Annotated in this window: 17 protein-coding genes; 9 read left to right on the top strand and 8 right to left on the bottom strand. The window is 69.6% G+C overall.

All coding sequences use genetic code 11. The features are described from left to right. Nucleotides 1–352: 352 nt before the first annotated feature. Nucleotides 353–2,179 (bottom strand): S53 family peptidase, encoded by a 1,827-nt coding sequence (locus AB0I12_RS09575; protein WP_359926996.1) that lies wholly within the window; start codon nucleotides 2,177–2,179, stop codon nucleotides 353–355. A gap of 136 nt (nucleotides 2,180–2,315) precedes the next feature. On the opposite strand from AB0I12_RS09575, the gene AB0I12_RS09580 reads away from it, so the two are divergent. Both AB0I12_RS09580 and AB0I12_RS09585 read left to right on the top strand, forming a co-directional pair. Further along, a complete protein-coding gene (locus AB0I12_RS09580) occupies nucleotides 2,316–3,281 on the top strand; it encodes a PrsW family glutamic-type intramembrane protease (protein ID WP_359926999.1) in 966 nt (321 codons plus the stop codon). A 77-nt stretch (nucleotides 3,282–3,358) separates the two neighbouring features. Further along, nucleotides 3,359–3,853, top strand: coding sequence for a hypothetical protein (locus AB0I12_RS09585; protein ID WP_359927001.1), 495 nt, complete (start codon nucleotides 3,359–3,361; stop codon nucleotides 3,851–3,853). A 64-nt stretch (nucleotides 3,854–3,917) separates the two neighbouring features. Here AB0I12_RS09585 and AB0I12_RS09590 read toward each other — a convergent pair whose 3' ends face one another. Beyond that, nucleotides 3,918–4,448, bottom strand: coding sequence for an AAA family ATPase (locus tag AB0I12_RS09590; protein WP_359927003.1), 531 nt, complete (start codon nucleotides 4,446–4,448; stop codon nucleotides 3,918–3,920). A 151-nt stretch (nucleotides 4,449–4,599) separates the two neighbouring features. Here AB0I12_RS09590 and AB0I12_RS09595 point away from each other — a divergent pair, with 151 nt between their 5' ends. Next, complete coding sequence (locus AB0I12_RS09595; RefSeq protein ID WP_359927005.1) at nucleotides 4,600–5,898, top strand: S8 family serine peptidase; 1,299 nt, start codon at nucleotides 4,600–4,602, stop codon at nucleotides 5,896–5,898. Nucleotides 5,899–5,941: 43 nt separating this feature from the next. On the opposite strand, the gene AB0I12_RS09600 is transcribed toward AB0I12_RS09595, so the two are convergent. Further along, the gene (locus tag AB0I12_RS09600; protein ID WP_359927007.1) at nucleotides 5,942–6,613 is read right to left on the bottom strand and encodes a TetR/AcrR family transcriptional regulator; all 672 of its coding nucleotides are present in this window, start codon (nucleotides 6,611–6,613) and stop codon (nucleotides 5,942–5,944) included. 118 nt (nucleotides 6,614–6,731) lie between these two features. On the opposite strand from AB0I12_RS09600, the gene AB0I12_RS09605 reads away from it, so the two are divergent. Then, nucleotides 6,732–7,646 (top strand): NAD-dependent epimerase/dehydratase family protein, encoded by a 915-nt coding sequence (locus tag AB0I12_RS09605; RefSeq protein ID WP_359927009.1) that lies wholly within the window; start codon nucleotides 6,732–6,734, stop codon nucleotides 7,644–7,646. Between the two features lie 14 nt (nucleotides 7,647–7,660). Here the strand turns inward: AB0I12_RS09605 and AB0I12_RS09610 are convergent, their stop codons facing one another. Further along, complete coding sequence (locus AB0I12_RS09610) at nucleotides 7,661–8,203, bottom strand: GNAT family N-acetyltransferase (RefSeq protein WP_359927011.1); 543 nt, start codon at nucleotides 8,201–8,203, stop codon at nucleotides 7,661–7,663. 137 nt (nucleotides 8,204–8,340) lie between these two features. Between AB0I12_RS09610 and AB0I12_RS09615 the strand changes: the two genes are divergently transcribed. From AB0I12_RS09615 to AB0I12_RS09625, 3 genes are all read left to right on the top strand, one after another. Next, nucleotides 8,341–9,060: a DUF2993 domain-containing protein gene (locus tag AB0I12_RS09615; protein ID WP_359927014.1), complete on the top strand. Its 720-nt coding sequence runs from the start codon at nucleotides 8,341–8,343 to the stop codon at nucleotides 9,058–9,060. A 76-nt stretch (nucleotides 9,061–9,136) separates the two neighbouring features. Further along, nucleotides 9,137–9,835, top strand: coding sequence for a PadR family transcriptional regulator (locus AB0I12_RS09620; protein WP_359927016.1), 699 nt, complete (start codon nucleotides 9,137–9,139; stop codon nucleotides 9,833–9,835). Continuing rightward, the gene (locus AB0I12_RS09625) at nucleotides 9,832–10,515 is read left to right on the top strand and encodes a DUF1707 domain-containing protein (RefSeq protein ID WP_359927018.1); all 684 of its coding nucleotides are present in this window, start codon (nucleotides 9,832–9,834) and stop codon (nucleotides 10,513–10,515) included. Before AB0I12_RS09620 ends, AB0I12_RS09625 begins: the two co-directional genes overlap by 4 nt. 12 nt (nucleotides 10,516–10,527) lie before the next feature. On the opposite strand, the gene AB0I12_RS09630 is transcribed toward AB0I12_RS09625, so the two are convergent. After that, on the bottom strand, nucleotides 10,528–10,911 hold the full coding sequence (locus AB0I12_RS09630; RefSeq protein WP_359927019.1) for a VOC family protein: 384 nt from the start codon (nucleotides 10,909–10,911) through the stop codon (nucleotides 10,528–10,530). A gap of 58 nt (nucleotides 10,912–10,969) precedes the next feature. Here AB0I12_RS09630 and AB0I12_RS09635 point away from each other — a divergent pair, with 58 nt between their 5' ends. Then, a complete protein-coding gene (locus AB0I12_RS09635; protein WP_359927022.1) occupies nucleotides 10,970–11,791 on the top strand; it encodes a PhzF family phenazine biosynthesis isomerase in 822 nt (273 codons plus the stop codon). Here AB0I12_RS09635 and AB0I12_RS09640 read toward each other — a convergent pair. Then, the gene (locus AB0I12_RS09640) at nucleotides 11,775–12,824 is read right to left on the bottom strand and encodes a lipoate--protein ligase family protein (RefSeq protein WP_359927025.1); all 1,050 of its coding nucleotides are present in this window, start codon (nucleotides 12,822–12,824) and stop codon (nucleotides 11,775–11,777) included. The genes AB0I12_RS09635 and AB0I12_RS09640 overlap by 17 nt on opposite strands. A 56-nt stretch (nucleotides 12,825–12,880) precedes the next feature. On the opposite strand from AB0I12_RS09640, the gene AB0I12_RS09645 reads away from it, so the two are divergent. Beyond that, entirely contained in the window at nucleotides 12,881–13,513 is a 633-nt protein-coding gene (locus AB0I12_RS09645) for a hemerythrin domain-containing protein (protein ID WP_359927027.1), read from the top strand. Between the two features lie 10 nt (nucleotides 13,514–13,523). Here AB0I12_RS09645 and AB0I12_RS09650 read toward each other — a convergent pair whose 3' ends face one another. Both AB0I12_RS09650 and AB0I12_RS09655 read right to left on the bottom strand, forming a co-directional pair. Next, nucleotides 13,524–14,105, bottom strand: a complete 582-nt coding sequence (locus AB0I12_RS09650; RefSeq protein WP_359927030.1) for an adenylate kinase — start codon at nucleotides 14,103–14,105, stop codon at nucleotides 13,524–13,526. A gap of 124 nt (nucleotides 14,106–14,229) precedes the next feature. Then, the gene (locus tag AB0I12_RS09655; RefSeq protein ID WP_359927032.1) at nucleotides 14,230–14,607 is read right to left on the bottom strand and encodes a YciI family protein; all 378 of its coding nucleotides are present in this window, start codon (nucleotides 14,605–14,607) and stop codon (nucleotides 14,230–14,232) included. Nucleotides 14,608–14,716 lie beyond the last annotated feature (109 nt).

Genomic DNA, 14,716 nt, shown 5'->3' on the forward strand with positions numbered 1-14,716 from the left:
TTTCCTAATCCTGCCGGGGCACCATAGAAACGTGCAGGTCAGACGCTTCGTGCCGGGAGTCAGCCTCCGGCGCTTGCGTTCAAGTACGGCCATCCATGGTGCGAACTGCTGGCGACGCAAGTTGTGGGCGACTCACTCCTGCGCCTCTGAACAGAGGTTCCTTCGCGGAACCCGGCGCCGGCAACTGGACGGCGATCTTCGGCGGCGCCCTGTTCGCCGCCGTCGAGCCGACGGGCGCTTTCGGGGTCACCTGGCCGCTGGCGGGCACGATAGCTGGGATCATCTTCCTCCACGGGCTCTCATCGCCGCCTACCACTCTGTCTACGGATTCCTGCATTCGGCGCCGGATCGCTCAGCCGACCGCTGGCACCGTGGCAGGCAGCGTCGCCCAGTGAGGTACTCCGAGGCCGCTTGCCCGGTCGTAGCCGGGGGCGGCCTGGCAGCAGCCGACCGACTCCAGGTCATTGTTGCCTTCGGTGACGTCGTAGAACGTTCCGGACTGACCTTCGACCGAGTAGAACCAGCCGTTGGCCAATCCGATGGGTGGTCGTCCGGCGGCGCGCTCGTTGGCGCTGACCAGAGCGAGTGCGGCGGCGGTGAACGGAGTGGCTCCGCTGGTTCCGCCTACGGTTTGCAGGGCGCCGTCGAGTACCACGGGCCAGCCCGGGCTCATGTCCGCCAGCGCCGCGCCGTCGGGGACGGTGCGCATCGGTCCGGGGTTGACTTTGCTCTGGTACCACGGTTTGGACTGGGTGCGGCTCGTACCACCACCGCCGGCCCCCTGGCCGCCGTACACGCTGTCGTTCCAGACCACTTCGCCGGTGCGCTCATTGCCCTGCCCGAGCACCAGTCGCGTGCCGCCGACCGCGGTGACGAACGGCGAGACGGCCGGGTACGACATGGTGGTCCCCGCCACCGCGGCGCCACAGGTGGTCGAACCGGAGTCACCTGCTGCGATCAGGGTCGCCACGCCGGTGAGCGCGGCCATCGCGAGGACGGAGTCGACGACCTTGACGTAGCCGGGATCGGCGTCCTGCTCGGCGATCGCGCACCCGCCGTACGAGACCGTGAGGACGTCGGGTTGCCCTTTCGGGTCGGCGATCGCCCGGCTGAAGCCGTCCAGGAAGGCGGCGTCGCCGTTCGTCGTCTGGACAAGTCGCAGCTGACCTCCCGGTACGACGGCCGCGACGGTCTGTAAGTCCAAGGACGTCTCGTCGTCGACATTGGTGATCCGGGTCGGTACGCCGTCGCCTTGCGACTGCGCGACTGCCGGCGGTGCGTATCCCCAGCACTGGCCGGCGAGGGCCAAATCCTGGTCGGACCAGCCTCCGCCCAGGTCGATCACGGTCACCACGGGAGTTCCCTTCGCTCGTGCGGTCAACTGGTCGATCCCGTAGGCGTCAAGGATCTGGGCGGGTGTGTAGACCTGTTTCGCCGTCAGCAGCGGGTTCTGGCACGACGCAGTGAGTGGGCTGCCGGTGTCTACCGGCCAGGCCTCTGCGCCCGGCTTCGTAGCGTCCGGGCTGTTGATCGAGGAGGGACGAGATCCATCGCTCGCAGCGTCGTAGACATCGGCATCGCCGACCAAGAGAGTCGTTCCGCTCGACTGCAACTGGTCCGGGACCTCATCCGGCAGGGAGTAGGTGACGAACGGGTTGCTCGCTGATCCGGCCTGCTGCCCGAGCGGCGACCCGAGCGCCTTCTGCCACTGTGCCGGCGTACCGAACACCCGGGCGAACAGCCGTGTCGGGTCAACGGCGAAGCCGAGGCCCAGGCCGGTCACCGCATCGCCGACCGTGGAGATGTCCTTGTCGGTGGCGCCGTACTGGCCACCGGCCCGCGCGAGTGGGACGAAGTGGCGGTACTCGGGGCCAGGGCTGGCGGCCTTGGTTGCGGCATCGGTCAACGAGTTCGCGTTGTACGGCAAGGCCAGATAGAACGTCACCACTCCCGGCGCGGCCGCGACCAGATGCACCGCCGGGTTCGGCGAGCCGTTGTCCGACGTCTGCTTGGCCTTCGGAGACGACGTACACGAGGTCACCAGCGCAGCCAGCGCGATCACCGCACAAACGCTCGACCAGCGCCATCCACGTGCGCTGGCCTGCTCGCTCATGCCACGGCACATCCCTCCCGCGTCGATCGTCACCATCGTGCCGATGGCGGAGGGCGGTGCACTCATCCCGACCGGATGATTGCGGCGGGCCGAATGCAGGCGGAGCCGCTACCCGAACCGACAGCCGAACTCATGGCGACTCGGGCGACATTCACCCTCGCTGGGGGAGGCTGTGCGGCCGGTCGAGTGGCAGGGTTGGTTTGTGTCCGATCGATCTGTCGGGTTCCCTGTTGCCGCGCGAAAGCATGCATGGCTCGTGGTTCTGCTGGCCGGCGTGCTGGTCTGGATACTGGCAGCCGGTGTCACGGCGATCACCCAGGACGACATCCTGGTTCCGACACTGTTCCTGATCGGGAGCTTCCTGGTGCCGGTCACGGTCGTGGTGTTCGCGCTGGCTCGTCTGGACGACTGTCACCTGACCAGCAACGTGATCCTGCTGGGGTTTCTCGCCGCGGGGACGGTCGGAGTGGTCGTGTCGGCCGTGACGGAGATCTATCTGCTGCCGACCGGTGCAGGGCCGGTGGGTAACGCGCTCGGGTTCTTCGGCGTCGGCTTGATCGAGGAAGTCTCCAAGGGTGCTGTGCTCGTGGCGGTCGCCTGGCGGGTCCGCGAACGCACGGTGCACGGGGGTATGGTCCTGGGCGCCACGGTGGGCGCAGGCTTCGCCGCCTTCGAAAGTACGGGCTACGCCTTCTACGCGTACGTCCAGCACACGGACGCCCACCCCGAGCTGAGCATTCTGCAAACCGAGGTGTCGCGAGCCATGCTCGCCCCGTTCGGCCACCTGACGTGGTCCGCGCTGCTCGGCGGTGCTCTGTTCGCCGCTGCCGCTCCGCCCAAGGGCGGGTTCCGCATCACCCCGCGGGTCCTGTGGACGCTGCTGGGCGTGGCGGCACTCCACGGAACCTGGGACGCATCGAACGGCTGGTCCATCTGGCTGTCTCAAGGACTCACCGGGCACGGATGGATCGCGGACTGGCCGGACGGAACCTACTGGGAGGGGCTCCCGACACAAGGAGAGATGTGGGTCTTCCAAGGGGTGTACGACGGTTCCCTGGCCATCGTCGGAGCCGTCGGAATCCTCTGGGTCATCCTCTCCTGGCGCCACGGCAGAGCACCTGCCCCCGCATCCCCGCCCGCACCATCCCCATCGGTCAAGAGCGCCTAGCACCAGCCTGGTCGTTCATCCGGCTGCCAGGGTCGCGGACGCCTGTCAGTACAGTTGCGCGCGGAGGGGATCGGCACATGGTGATGGGGAATCAGGACATCGACGCCTGGGACGCCGAGTGGCATCGTTCCGGCCGGGTGGTCTTTGCGGTTCGGCGGGCGCTGGCGTTCGGCGGGCTGGTCGTCGTGCTGACGCTGGCCGGCATCCCGATCCTTTCGGTCGTCCGGGACCTCGACAGCCGCGGCACGTGGTTCACGGTCCGGGTGGCGCTCCTCGCCGTACTCTTCGCCGCCTGTATCGCGCTCGCCGTCCTGTTCCTCCTCGGGCACCCGCGAGTGACCGTCAGCGCCACCGGCATCCGGTCCGCCTGGTGGCGGCAGATCCCGTGGGCCGAGTTCGAGGGCACCACCCTCGTCACACCCAACAGCGGCCTCGCCGCGCCTTACCTGACCATCATTTCCACGCGCGGCCGCAAACTCCACATCCCCCAGACGAATGTCGAAGACCTTCGCGCCTTCGCCGCCTGGCTCACCAAACTCCACACCCAGCACCAGCTGACGACCAACAGCTGAGCGGCCGAGGCGAAACCATGCCGGGGTCACGCGATGCGCTCCGCGGTGCGGCCTGCGGGAGGAGCTAGGTCTTCAGGTAGGCGTCGACCTCGGGCAGGACTTCCCGCAATGGGCGGTGCATGTCCAGTTGGAGGTAGCTGGTTGCGGGACGTTCGGCGCGATCCAGCCATTGCCGGAAGAGGGTCTCGCCGTCCGACGCCTCAGTGCCGACGTCCGCGGGTGCGTCGTTCACAGCCGGGCGGTGGCTTCTCAGGCGGGGGCGTTGGCGGAGGCGTTGGTCGATCAGTTGCAGATCGGTGATCCGGCACTCGATGTACTTGTAAACCGCGCCCTGCGAAGCCGCCATGGCCATGCCCTCGTCGAGGATTCGGGGCCAGAAGCAAGGACTGTCCATGACGACGTTGTGCCCCTGGGCGAGCAGATGCCGCGCCAGCCCGTACATGGTTTCGTACGCGGCCTTGGTGCTGCTGGTGAGGTCGAAGCCCGCGTCGAGGACGGCGCTCTTGAGGACGTCGTAGTCGACGGCGACCGCGCCGTGGGTGGCGACGACGTGCGCGGCGACGGTGGATTTCCCGGAGCCCGGAACGCCTGACATCTGAAGCAGAAACATAGTGGCGAGCCCCCCTAGCAACGGCGGTACCTGTTGCCCATCATCGCCGAGTCGTTGCGCGACCACAGGTGCCGACCGATTATGAGGCATCGATCGGGCGGTGCCACCGCACCGCCTTGGGGGAAGGGGATTCGGAATGAGAAAGTTCGTGCTGCTCGTGGGGGCTGTGCTCGCGCTGATGGTGGGGTTGATCACTCCAGCCGCGGCCGCCACCCCGGGCGCTCTGACGCCGGCACAGGCGTCAGCCAACTGCGCTGCGTTCTTCGGTGTCGCGCAGGGTCCCGAGCCGTTGTCTGCCTGTCAGTGGGACATGCGGCGGATCGGGGTCGGTTCGGCGTCGTACGCCAACGCGACCGGCGCCGGCGTCAACGTCGGGGTGATCGACGGTGGCGTCGATCTGACTCACCCCGACCTGACCGGGCATCTGGACGTCGCTCGGTCCTGCTCGTTCATCTTCTCGACCACGCCGACGGCCGACCCGCAGGAGATCGCGAACGGTAACTGCGCCAACAAGGCCGCCGTACAGGATCTGCAGGGCCACGGCACGCACGTGGCCACTACCATCGCCGGACGCCTCAACGGTGTCGGCATCGCCGGGGTGGCCCCCAACGCGACGATCGTCGCGATCAAGGCCTGCACGATCGCGGGCTACTGCTTCGCCGACTCGGTCGCGGCCGCGCTCCGGTACGCCGGTGACCAGCGTCTCGACGTCGTCAACCTGAGCCTGTTCGCCGACCCGTGGCTGTACTTCTGCGGCAACGACGCCGAGCAGCGGGCGCTCCTGCAGGACCTGCAGAGCGCGTCGCGGTACGCACAGCAGCGCGGTGTCGTGATCGTGGCAGCGGCCGGCAACGAGGCGCAGGACCTCGGGCACCCGACGACCGACGTCATCAGCCCGGACTGGCCGCCGGACGCGGCAGTCGAGCGCATCGTGCACAACAACTGCCGTGTCGCGCCGGCTGAACTCCCCGGCGTGGTTGCGGTATCGGCGTCCGGCGTGAGCACGCTTGCCAGCTACTCCAACACCGGCGGTCCGACCGTCGACGTCACCGCACCAGGTGGCGACGCGGCCCAGACCCCGGGTACGACGTACGGCCGGATCCTCGCCGGCTGGTCGAGCACCGACGGAACCGGTCAGTGGGAGGCCCTGGCCGCCGCGGGACGCGGAGTCGAGGACGCCAGCGGAAATCGCTGGGTCTGGATCAGCGGTACGTCGATGGCCTCGCCGCACGTAGCCGGTGTGGCGGCGCTGATCCGTGAGCTGCACCCGAACTGGAGCCCAGGTGCCGTGGCGGCGCAGATCCGCCGCACTGCGACACCGACCGCCTGCCCGGCCAACTGGCCGGCCGATGACGTCCGCCAGTGCACCGGCGGACCGTCCAGCACGACCTTCTACGGCGCCGGAATGGTGAACGCCCTGGCGGCCACCTCCTGACGTCAACCCAGGCAGCGGGGCGGGACATGGTCCCGCCCCGCTGTCATTCGGGGAGACCGGCCAGATCGGCCATCAGGCGCATGTGGTGGTCGAAGTAGCCGGAGCGGGCTTCGATCATGCCGTCGAGGCGGCCGAACACCTCGAAGTTGAGGACGCCGTACAAGTGCGTCCAGGCGACCAGCACGCGGTCGAGCTGATCCTCGGGCATGGTGCCGCCGCGGCCCGCGATGAGGCGATGCAGATCGTCGTGGAGCGCCGAGGGCAGGCCGGCCGACGGCGGATCGGCGTCGGCGACGATCGCCGCCAGCACCAGGATCACCTTGGTCGCCGGCTCGACGGTGTCCGGTGGCGCCGCGTACCCGGGCACAGGGCTGCCGTAGATCAGGCCGTACTCGGCCGGATGCGCGAGTGCCCAGTCACGGACGCCGCGGCACACGGCGAGCCACCGCCCGCGGAGGTCGTCGCGCGGTACGGCGGACTCGGCGGCGCCCGCGGCATCGGCGAGGTCGTCGTAGGCGTCGATGATCAGCGCAGTGAGGAGCGCATCGCGGCTCGGGAAGTACCGGTAGAGCGCCGAGGCGACGATGTCGAGGTCGCGGGCCACCGCGCGCAGCGACAGGTTGGCGCCGTCGGTCGCAAGGTGCCGACGGGCGACCGCCTTGATCTCCTGACTCATCTCCGATCGGACGCGGGCGCGGAGCGACGGTGCTGACATGGCCCCAGTCTGGCACAGATCGAGAACGCTGATGCGTAACGAGAACACTGTTCTTGACAAGACCGTCGCAGTGCAGTGAACTGTTCCGAGAACAGTGTTCTCCACCCGGAGGGGTCTCATGTCTCTGCAGATCGTCGTCGGCGCCGGACCGGTCGGCACGGCCACGGCACGCCTGCTCGCCGAGCGGGGCGACCAGGTCCGCGTCATCACCCGCTCCGGCAGCGGCCCGGAGGGCGTCGAGCGGATCGCGGCGGACGCGACGGATGCCGATGTGCTGGCCCGGTACGCCGAGGGCGCGTCGACGATCTACTCGTGCGCCGGCCCGCCGTACCACCGCTGGCCGACCGACTGGCCCCCGCTCGGAGCGGCGCTGGTCAAGGCGGCCGAAGCGAGCGGGGCCGTCCTCGTCACGACCGGAAACCTCTATGGGTACGGCGCCGTGGACCGGCCGATGACCGAGGACATGCCGCTGCGTCCGAACTCGATCAAGGGACAGGTGCGGGCCAAACTGTGGACCGACGCCCTCGAGGCGCATCGCTCCGGGCGGATCCGGACCGCGGAGGTGCGGGGCTCGGACTATCTGGGCGCCGGTGCGCTCACGACGTTCAGCGTGATGGTGCTGCCCAAGGTGGTCGCCGGCAAGCGGGCGTCCGTACCGGCCGATCTGGACGCGCCGCACACCTGGACGTACGTCGGAGACGTCGCGCGCACGTTGATCGCGGTCGGCGACGACGAGCGCGCGTGGGGTCGCGCGTGGCACGTGCCGAGCGCGGAGCCGGTGTCGGTCCGGGCCCTCGCGGCCCGCGCGGCCGACCTGGCCGGCGCACCGCCCGCGCGGATCGCCGCGATGCCGGTGACCGCGTTGCGTCTGGCCGGACTGTTCAACCCGGCAGCGCGCGCACTGGTCGAGACGCAGTACCAGTGGCGGCGCCCGTTCGTCCTCGACTCGACCGCCGCGACTGTTGCCTTCGGCATCAAACCGACGCCGGTCGACGACGCACTCCGCGAATCCGTCGAGGAACTGCGGCGCTAGTACGGCGGAGAACGTCAGCGTCCGGTCGCACCACGCTCGATGCGGTACAGCACGTTCGGACGCAGCGGACCTTCGGGTGCGGTGGGGTTGTCGAAGTCGTCGGCAGGGTCACGGGTCATGCCGATCCGGCGCATCACCGCCTGGGAACGCTGGTTGAGAGCCGTCGTCACGGCAAGGATCTCGGGGAGTTCGAGAGCGTCGAAGCCGTACGTCAGCACCGCCAGCGCGGCCTCGGTGGCGTAGCCGTGGCCCCAGGCCGATCGGGCGAGCCGCCAGCCGATCTCCACTCCGGTGAACGGCATGTCGTCGTCCACCCGGTCCAGGCCCGCGAAACCGATGAACTCGCTCGTGGCCTGCACCTCGACGGCCCACCAGCCGTAGCCTCGCTGGTCGAACTCGGCCTGGAACGCTGCCACCGAGGCATCGCTCTGTTCGCGGGTCAGGAGGTCGCCCAGGTGCTCACGGACCTCGGGATCGGCATTCATCGCCGCCCATGGTTCGAGGTCGGAGTCTCGCCATCGGCGCAGGACGAGGCGATCGGTACGCAGTTCAGCCATGCCGTCCAGCCAACGCGAGCCGTGCCCCTCGAGGCAATCGTTTTTTCCGGAGCGGCGCCGGCGCCAACCGGGTGACGCCGGCCGGAGTCTCACCAGACAGGGCCTAGGCTGTGCGCGTCGACCGGAGAAGGGCAGTGATGAGTTCCAGGAGACCAAGCCGGTGGTTCCGCCGGCTCGTCGTCACGCTGGTGGTGCTGGCGGTCTTGGCGATCGTCGTCGATCGCGCCGCCGCGTACGTGGCGGAGAACCAGCTCGCGTCGATGGCCGAGAAGGAGGCCAAGCAGTACGACGTACGCTCGGCCGGCACGTCGGTGAAGATCGGCGGGTTCGGGTTCTTGCCGCAGCTGGCCAAGGAGGACTTCTCCAAGGTCACGCTGACGATGGAGAAGCCGACGTTCTCGGGAGTGCCCGGCGAGGACCTGAAGGTCGAGCTGCAGAACGTGCACGTGCCGCGATCGCTGCTGACCCAGCAGTCCGGCGCGGTGACGATCGACACGACAGATCTGCAACTGCAGCTCTCGCCGCGCGAGTTGGCCCGGCTCGCCGTTCGCAGTACGGGGCTCGAAGGGCTGTCGCTGGCCGTCGTCGACGGCAGGCTGCACGCGAAGGCTTCGATCCGCGGCTTCAACCTTGACGTACCGATCACGCCGCAGGTCACGGACGGCCGGGTCGCACTGGCGCTCGGCCAGATGTCGGACTCGATCCCGTCGTACGTCCAGGACGCGATCCGCAGCCAGCTCGCGACCGGTATCACGCTGCCCGAGCTGCCGTTCGGCGCCCAGCTGACCGGGATCCGCGTCGTGGACAACTCGGTCGTCGTGACCGCGGCCGCGAAGGACCTCAAGTTCAACGGATGAGTCCCTTGGGTTGCGATGGTTCGCGATATATCGTCGAACTATCGCAATCACTTTTCGTGAGGGACGGGTGGTCCAGATGACCGGATCGGCGTACGCCGCGGGCTGGCCTTGGGCGCAGTTCGCGCGGCACTGTTCAACCTTCGACGACATCTTGGACGAGTTGCGCGCGGCGATGAGCGGTCACCGCGGGCACCAGGGGCACCGGGGGCATCAGCAGAACTTCGGGCCGCCGTGGGGCATGTTCGGCGGCGGCGGGCAGATGTTCGGGCCGCCGTGGGGACCGCCGCCGCGCTGGCGTGGACCGAAGGCGCGCCGCGGCGACGTCCGGGCGGCCATCCTCGCCGTGCTCGCGGAGCAGCCGATGAACGGCTACGGGATCATCCAGGAGATCGCCGAGCGCAGCGGCGGCGTGTGGAAGCCGAGCCCGGGCTCGATCTACCCGACGCTGCAGCAGCTCGAGGACGAGGGCCTGGTGACCGCGGACGCGGAGGTCGGGCGGCGGACGTTCCGGCTGACCGACGAGGGCCGCACGTATGTCGCCGAGCACCAGGACGAGGTGTCCGCGCCGTGGGAGGCGATGAGCGCTCCGTCGGGTGACGACGAGAACGGGTTCAAGCCGCTGTTCGGGCAGGTCGCGACGGCGATGTGGCAGATCCTGGCGAGCGGTACGCCGGAGCAGCAGGCGAGGGCCCGCGAGGCGGTCGCCGACCTGCGCCGGAAGCTGTACGGCATCCTCGCCGAGGACGACGACGGCAACGAGCAGGACCGTTCATGAGCTCCGCCGATCGGGACCGCCCCCGGCGAGGCGGTCCCGGCGGCCGGCCACGCCGGCGAGGCCAAGGCTGGGACGGACAGGTCTGGAACGGGCAGGGCTGGTTCGGTGAGCCGGGCGGTCGTCCGCAGCAGCACGGCTGGGGCGGAGACTGGCACGGCCGCGGTTGGAGCGGCGAGTGGCGAGCCGCCGCCTGGAACACCGACCGCCCCGACGACGCCTCGGATAATGCCGGCCGCGAAGCACGCTGGGACGACGCCGGCCGCGCCGACGCGTCAGGTGCGCAGACCCCGGAGCGGCCGCGGAGCGACGTGAAGCGGGTGCGCATCGGTGACGCCGAGCGGGACCGCGCCGTCTCGATGCTGAGCGAGCACTTCGTGGCCGGCCGGTTGACCCAGGCCGAGTTCGAGGAGCGGAGCGAGGTGGTGACGCAGGCACGGTACGCCGATGACCTCGAGCCGCTGTTCGACGACCTGCCGGCGTCGACGGAGCTGCAGGTCGCGCAACCTCCGGCGGCCCTCCGCCGTCGTACCGGTCCGCCGCCGCCGTTCCTGATGCTGGTGCCGTTCCTGATGATCGGCCTGGTGGTCACGTCGGTCGCGCTCACCGCGCCCTGGCTCCTCTGGGGCATGTTCTGGATCATCCTCATCAGCGGCATGTCCCGCAGGCGTCACTACCGCTGATCGACCGCTGACCTAGAGCCGCCCCCGGGTCCGCGGGATCTCCTCCGCGAACTCCACGACGAACCCGTCCGGGTCGGCGACGTGGACCGTCCGGTGTCCCCACGGACGGTCCGCCGGCCCGCTCAGCACCGGTACGCCGGCCGCCCGCAGCCGCTCGGCGTACGCGTCGACGTCCTCCACCGGCACCACCACTTCCCCGCCCGCGCCCGGCGTCACCGCCCGCCCGGTCAACCACTCCGCCCGCCGGCGCTCGTACAACGCGAAACGCACCCCGCCGGCGTCGAACTCGGCGTACCCCGCGTCCGTGAACTTGTACGCCAGCCCGGCCACGTCGCGGTAGAACCGCACGGACACGTCCAGGTCCTCGACGTACAAGATGACGTACCCGATCTCCATACCGCCAATTGTCGGCGCCGCGCCGTATCTTCGCGCGCAGGGTGATTGGATGAGGCGTATGGCGACTGTTCTCCGCTACGCGGCTTTCACGTCCGACCCGGCCGGTGGAAATCCGGCCGGTGTGGTGCTCGACGCGGGTGGGCTCGACGACGCTGCGATGCAGGCGATCGCGGCCGAGGTCGGGTACTCCGAAACTGCATTCCTCACCGGCGAGGGCGACATCCGCCCGGTCCGGTACTTCTCCCCCAAGGCCGAGGTCCCGTTCTGCGGTCACGCGACCGTTGCGACCGCCGTCGCGCTGGCGGAGCGGACCGGCCCCGGCGAGATCGTCTTCGCGACGCAGGCCGGTGAAGTCCCGGTGACGGTCGACGACAACCTGCGCGCCACACTCACCAGCGTCGAGCCGTACGTCGAGCCGGCCGGCGAGCTCGGCGACGTGCTCGACATCCTGCGCTGGTCACCCGACGACCTCGACCCTGCCCTGCCGCCGCGGATCGCGTACGCCGGGGCGCGGCATCTCGTGCTCAGTACGGCGACCAGGCAACGACTGGCCGACCTGGACTACGACTTCGACCGCCTGCTCGCGTACATGCTCGACCGCGACCTGACCACGCTGCAGCTCGTCTGGCGGGAATCGCCGGCCGTCTTCCACGTGCGCGACCCGTTCCCGGTGGGCGGTGTGGTCGAGGACCCGGCGACCGGCGCCGCCGCGGCCGCCTTCGGCGCCTACCTGCGGGAGCTCGGTGAGTCGCGGCCGACGATCACCCTGCACCAGGGCGCGGATCTCGGGCGGCCGAGCCTCATCACGGTCGAGCTCCGCCCGGACGACAACCGCGTGCGGGTGAGCGGCAACGCCGTACCGATCACGGCACCCGAGTGAGCCACTCCTCGGTGCCGAACTTGGCGCCGACCCGCTCCTCGGCCTGCGCGACGGTGCCGGCCGAGATCACGCCGTCCGCCAGCCCGTAGCGGTTCCGGAACGTGCCGACCATCCGCGAGATCACGTCCGTACGGTCGAGACCGGTCTGGCTGCGCAGCGGGTCGACGCGCTTGTTCGCGCTCGTGGTGCCCTTGTCGGACAGCTTCTCGCGCCCGATCCGCAGGACCTCGAGCATCTTGCCGGCGTCCATGTCGTAGGCCATCGTCACGTGGTGCAGCACCGCGCCGCCGGCGAACCGTTTCTGCGCGGCACCGGCGATCTTGCCCGCCGGCGAGGTGATGTCGTTGATCGGCTGGTACGTCGCCGCGATGCCGAGATCGTTGAGCGCGCCAATGACCCAGTCGTCGAGGAACGCGTACGACTCGACGAACGACAGGCCGGACACGAGCGACTCCGGCACGTACAGCGAGTACGTGATCGTGTTGCCCGGCTCCACGAACATCGCGCCGCCGCCGCTGATCCGCCGGACGACGGTGACGTCGTGGCGGGCCGCACCGCCCAGGTCGACCTCGTTGCGCAGCGACTGGAAGCTGCCGATGATGACCGCGTTCGACGCCCATTCCCAGACCCGCAACGTCGGCGGCCGCTGCCCCGACCCGACCTCTTCGGTCAGCACCTCGTCGAGCGCCATCTGCAATGCCGGATCCCGCGGTACGTCGTGCACGAACTCCCACTCGTGGTCGCGCCAGCCGGTCGCGCCGGTCACCGCCCGCCGGACCGCGACCGCGACGGCCTCGGGTGAGAACCCGAGCATCTCGACGCCGTCGCCGAGCGCGCCGCGCACCCGGGCCGCGATCTGGGCCGCGGACGTGGCCACCTGCAGACCGGCCAGGGCTCCGTTGATCCGTTCCAGCGCGTCGTCGGGCTCCAGGAAGAAGTCACCGGAGATCTGCGCGTTCCGGACGTGGTCGTCGACGACGTCCAGGTCGGCGACGACGAGCTTCCCGCCCGGGACCTTGTACTCACCATGCATATTCAGCACCAACTTGCTCTGGTCAACAGTTGTTCCCGGGACGGATACTCCCACCCATGGGGGAGATGAGCATGAACAAGGCGATCCATGCCGCTGTCCGGCGGGATCTGGATCGGTTCCTGGACGCACTGGAACGGTTCCCGGCCGGGGACCGCACGCGGGCCGTGCAACTGGCCACGGCCTGGCAGAACTTCGACAGTCAGCTCACCCGGCACCACGAGGGTGAGCACGAGATCGCGTGGCCGGCGCTGGAGAAACTCGGCGTCAGCCCGGAGTTGCTGACGCAGCTGGACGCCGAGCACGACACGATGGCGGCCGCGCTGGCGGCGTCGCGGACCGCGATGGGTACGTTGCGACGCACGGCGAGCGCGGAGGACGCCGCAGCCGCACACGCAGCGATCCAGGAGCTGCAACGGGTCACTGTCGAGCACCTCGAGCACGAGGAGGCCGAGATCGAACCGGTCTACCTGGCCAACGAGGGCTCGCCCGAGATGAAGGCGATGGGTCGCGAGTTCGCGAAGGTCGGCCCGGCGCAGGGCGGAACCTTCTTCGCCTGGGCGCTCGACGGAGCCACCCCGGCGGAGTCCGCCGCCATCACCGGCACGGTCCCGAAGCCGGTCCTGGCCGTGATCGCCGGCGTCTTCGGCCGCTCCTACCGCAAGACGGTGGCCCCGACCTGGCGCGCCTGACGACGGACGGCTACGCGGCCGGCTTGAGGCGTACGGCGACCTGCCAGACGCGAGCGCGGACCGTGTCGATGTCGGCCGAGGCCTCGACCTCGTGGTGGATGCCACGGCCGGCGTAGAACTCGATCAGCGGAGCGGTCTGCTCGTGGTAGACCTCGAAGCGGCGGCGGATGACGTCCTCGGTGTCGTCCGAGCGGTGCTCGATCTCGGCGCGCCGGAGCAGCCGGTCGACGAGCGCGTCGGGCTCGACCTGCAGCACCAGGGCCGCATCGAGTGAGCGGCCCTGCCCGCCGAGGATGTCGTCCAGGACGCCGGCCTGCTCGAGCGTGCGCGGATACCCGTCCAGGACGAATCCCGGACGGGCGTCGGCGGCCGCGAGGCGGTCGCGGACCATGGCGTTCGTGACCTCGTCGGGCACGTACTCCCCGGCGTCGAGGTAGCGCTGCGCGGTCCGGCCGAGCTCGGTGCCGTCCTTGATGTTGCGGCGGAACAGGTCACCCGTGGAGATGACGGGCACGCCGAGATGTCCGGCCAGGTGACCCGCGTGCGTCCCCTTGCCCGCGCCCGGCGGTCCCATCAACAAGACAGTCGTCATGGCGCCCCTCCTGACCCCTGGTGAGTCCCCCAGATTATGGGACCGGCCGCGCCCGCGGTACGGCGTACGTCACTCCAAAACCCCGTCCTACGTCACATCCGCGCGTTACTGTCCGCAATCGTCGTCAGAACTCCATTTCCGGGCGCAGCTCGATGACGTCGCCCGGACCGGCGAACTTGGCCGCCAGCTCCTCGGCCCGGGCCCGGGTGGCGCAGTCCAGGACGAAGAAGCCGGCCAGCTGTTCCTTGGACTCGGCGTACGGGCCGTCGGTGTTGACCGGGCGCTTGCCCTCCCAGCGATAGGTCCGGGCGGTCGATGGTGCGTCCAACGCCAGACCGGTGACCAGCTCGCCGGACGCGGACAGCTCGGTCAGCATCTCGTCGAACTCCTTGCCCATCGCGGCCCGCTCGTCCGCCGGGATCGCGCGGCCGACCTCGGTGAAGTCGATCGTCGGGTGACCCCACGGCTGCGGGTTGGAGTGGATCAGGACCACGTACTTCATGACAGAACCTCCTGTGTCGGTATCCCGTGCACCCCGGACGTCGGAGGCGCCGGCAGGCCCTCGACATTCTGCCCCGATGTATTCCGGATCACATTCGGTCACACTCCGC

The sequence above is a fragment of the Kribbella sp. NPDC050459 genome (assembly GCF_040655315.1).
GTDB lineage: Bacteria > Actinomycetota > Actinomycetes > Propionibacteriales > Kribbellaceae > Kribbella.

Coding starts and splice junctions, on each gene's coding strand:
- AB0I12_RS09650 (WP_359927030.1), bottom strand. CDS start 14,105: ATGACGACTGTCTTGTTGATGGGACCGCCGGGCGCGGGCAAGGGGACG.
- AB0I12_RS09635 (WP_359927022.1), top strand. CDS start 10,970: ATGGCGACTGTTCTCCGCTACGCGGCTTTCACGTCCGACCCGGCCGGT.
- AB0I12_RS09625 (WP_359927018.1), top strand. CDS start 9,832: ATGAGCTCCGCCGATCGGGACCGCCCCCGGCGAGGCGGTCCCGGCGGC.
- AB0I12_RS09585 (WP_359927001.1), top strand. CDS start 3,359: ATGGTGATGGGGAATCAGGACATCGACGCCTGGGACGCCGAGTGGCAT.
- AB0I12_RS09575 (WP_359926996.1), bottom strand. CDS start 2,179: ATGAGTGCACCGCCCTCCGCCATCGGCACGATGGTGACGATCGACGCG.
- AB0I12_RS09615 (WP_359927014.1), top strand. CDS start 8,341: ATGAGTTCCAGGAGACCAAGCCGGTGGTTCCGCCGGCTCGTCGTCACG.
- AB0I12_RS09590 (WP_359927003.1), bottom strand. CDS start 4,448: ATGTCAGGCGTTCCGGGCTCCGGGAAATCCACCGTCGCCGCGCACGTC.
- AB0I12_RS09600 (WP_359927007.1), bottom strand. CDS start 6,613: ATGTCAGCACCGTCGCTCCGCGCCCGCGTCCGATCGGAGATGAGTCAG.
- AB0I12_RS09640 (WP_359927025.1), bottom strand. CDS start 12,824: ATGCATGGTGAGTACAAGGTCCCGGGCGGGAAGCTCGTCGTCGCCGAC.
- AB0I12_RS09630 (WP_359927019.1), bottom strand. CDS start 10,911: ATGGAGATCGGGTACGTCATCTTGTACGTCGAGGACCTGGACGTGTCC.
- AB0I12_RS09655 (WP_359927032.1), bottom strand. CDS start 14,607: ATGAAGTACGTGGTCCTGATCCACTCCAACCCGCAGCCGTGGGGTCAC.
- AB0I12_RS09595 (WP_359927005.1), top strand. CDS start 4,600: ATGAGAAAGTTCGTGCTGCTCGTGGGGGCTGTGCTCGCGCTGATGGTG.
- AB0I12_RS09605 (WP_359927009.1), top strand. CDS start 6,732: ATGTCTCTGCAGATCGTCGTCGGCGCCGGACCGGTCGGCACGGCCACG.
- AB0I12_RS09645 (WP_359927027.1), top strand. CDS start 12,881: ATGGGGGAGATGAGCATGAACAAGGCGATCCATGCCGCTGTCCGGCGG.
- AB0I12_RS09620 (WP_359927016.1), top strand. CDS start 9,137: ATGACCGGATCGGCGTACGCCGCGGGCTGGCCTTGGGCGCAGTTCGCG.
- AB0I12_RS09610 (WP_359927011.1), bottom strand. CDS start 8,203: ATGGCTGAACTGCGTACCGATCGCCTCGTCCTGCGCCGATGGCGAGAC.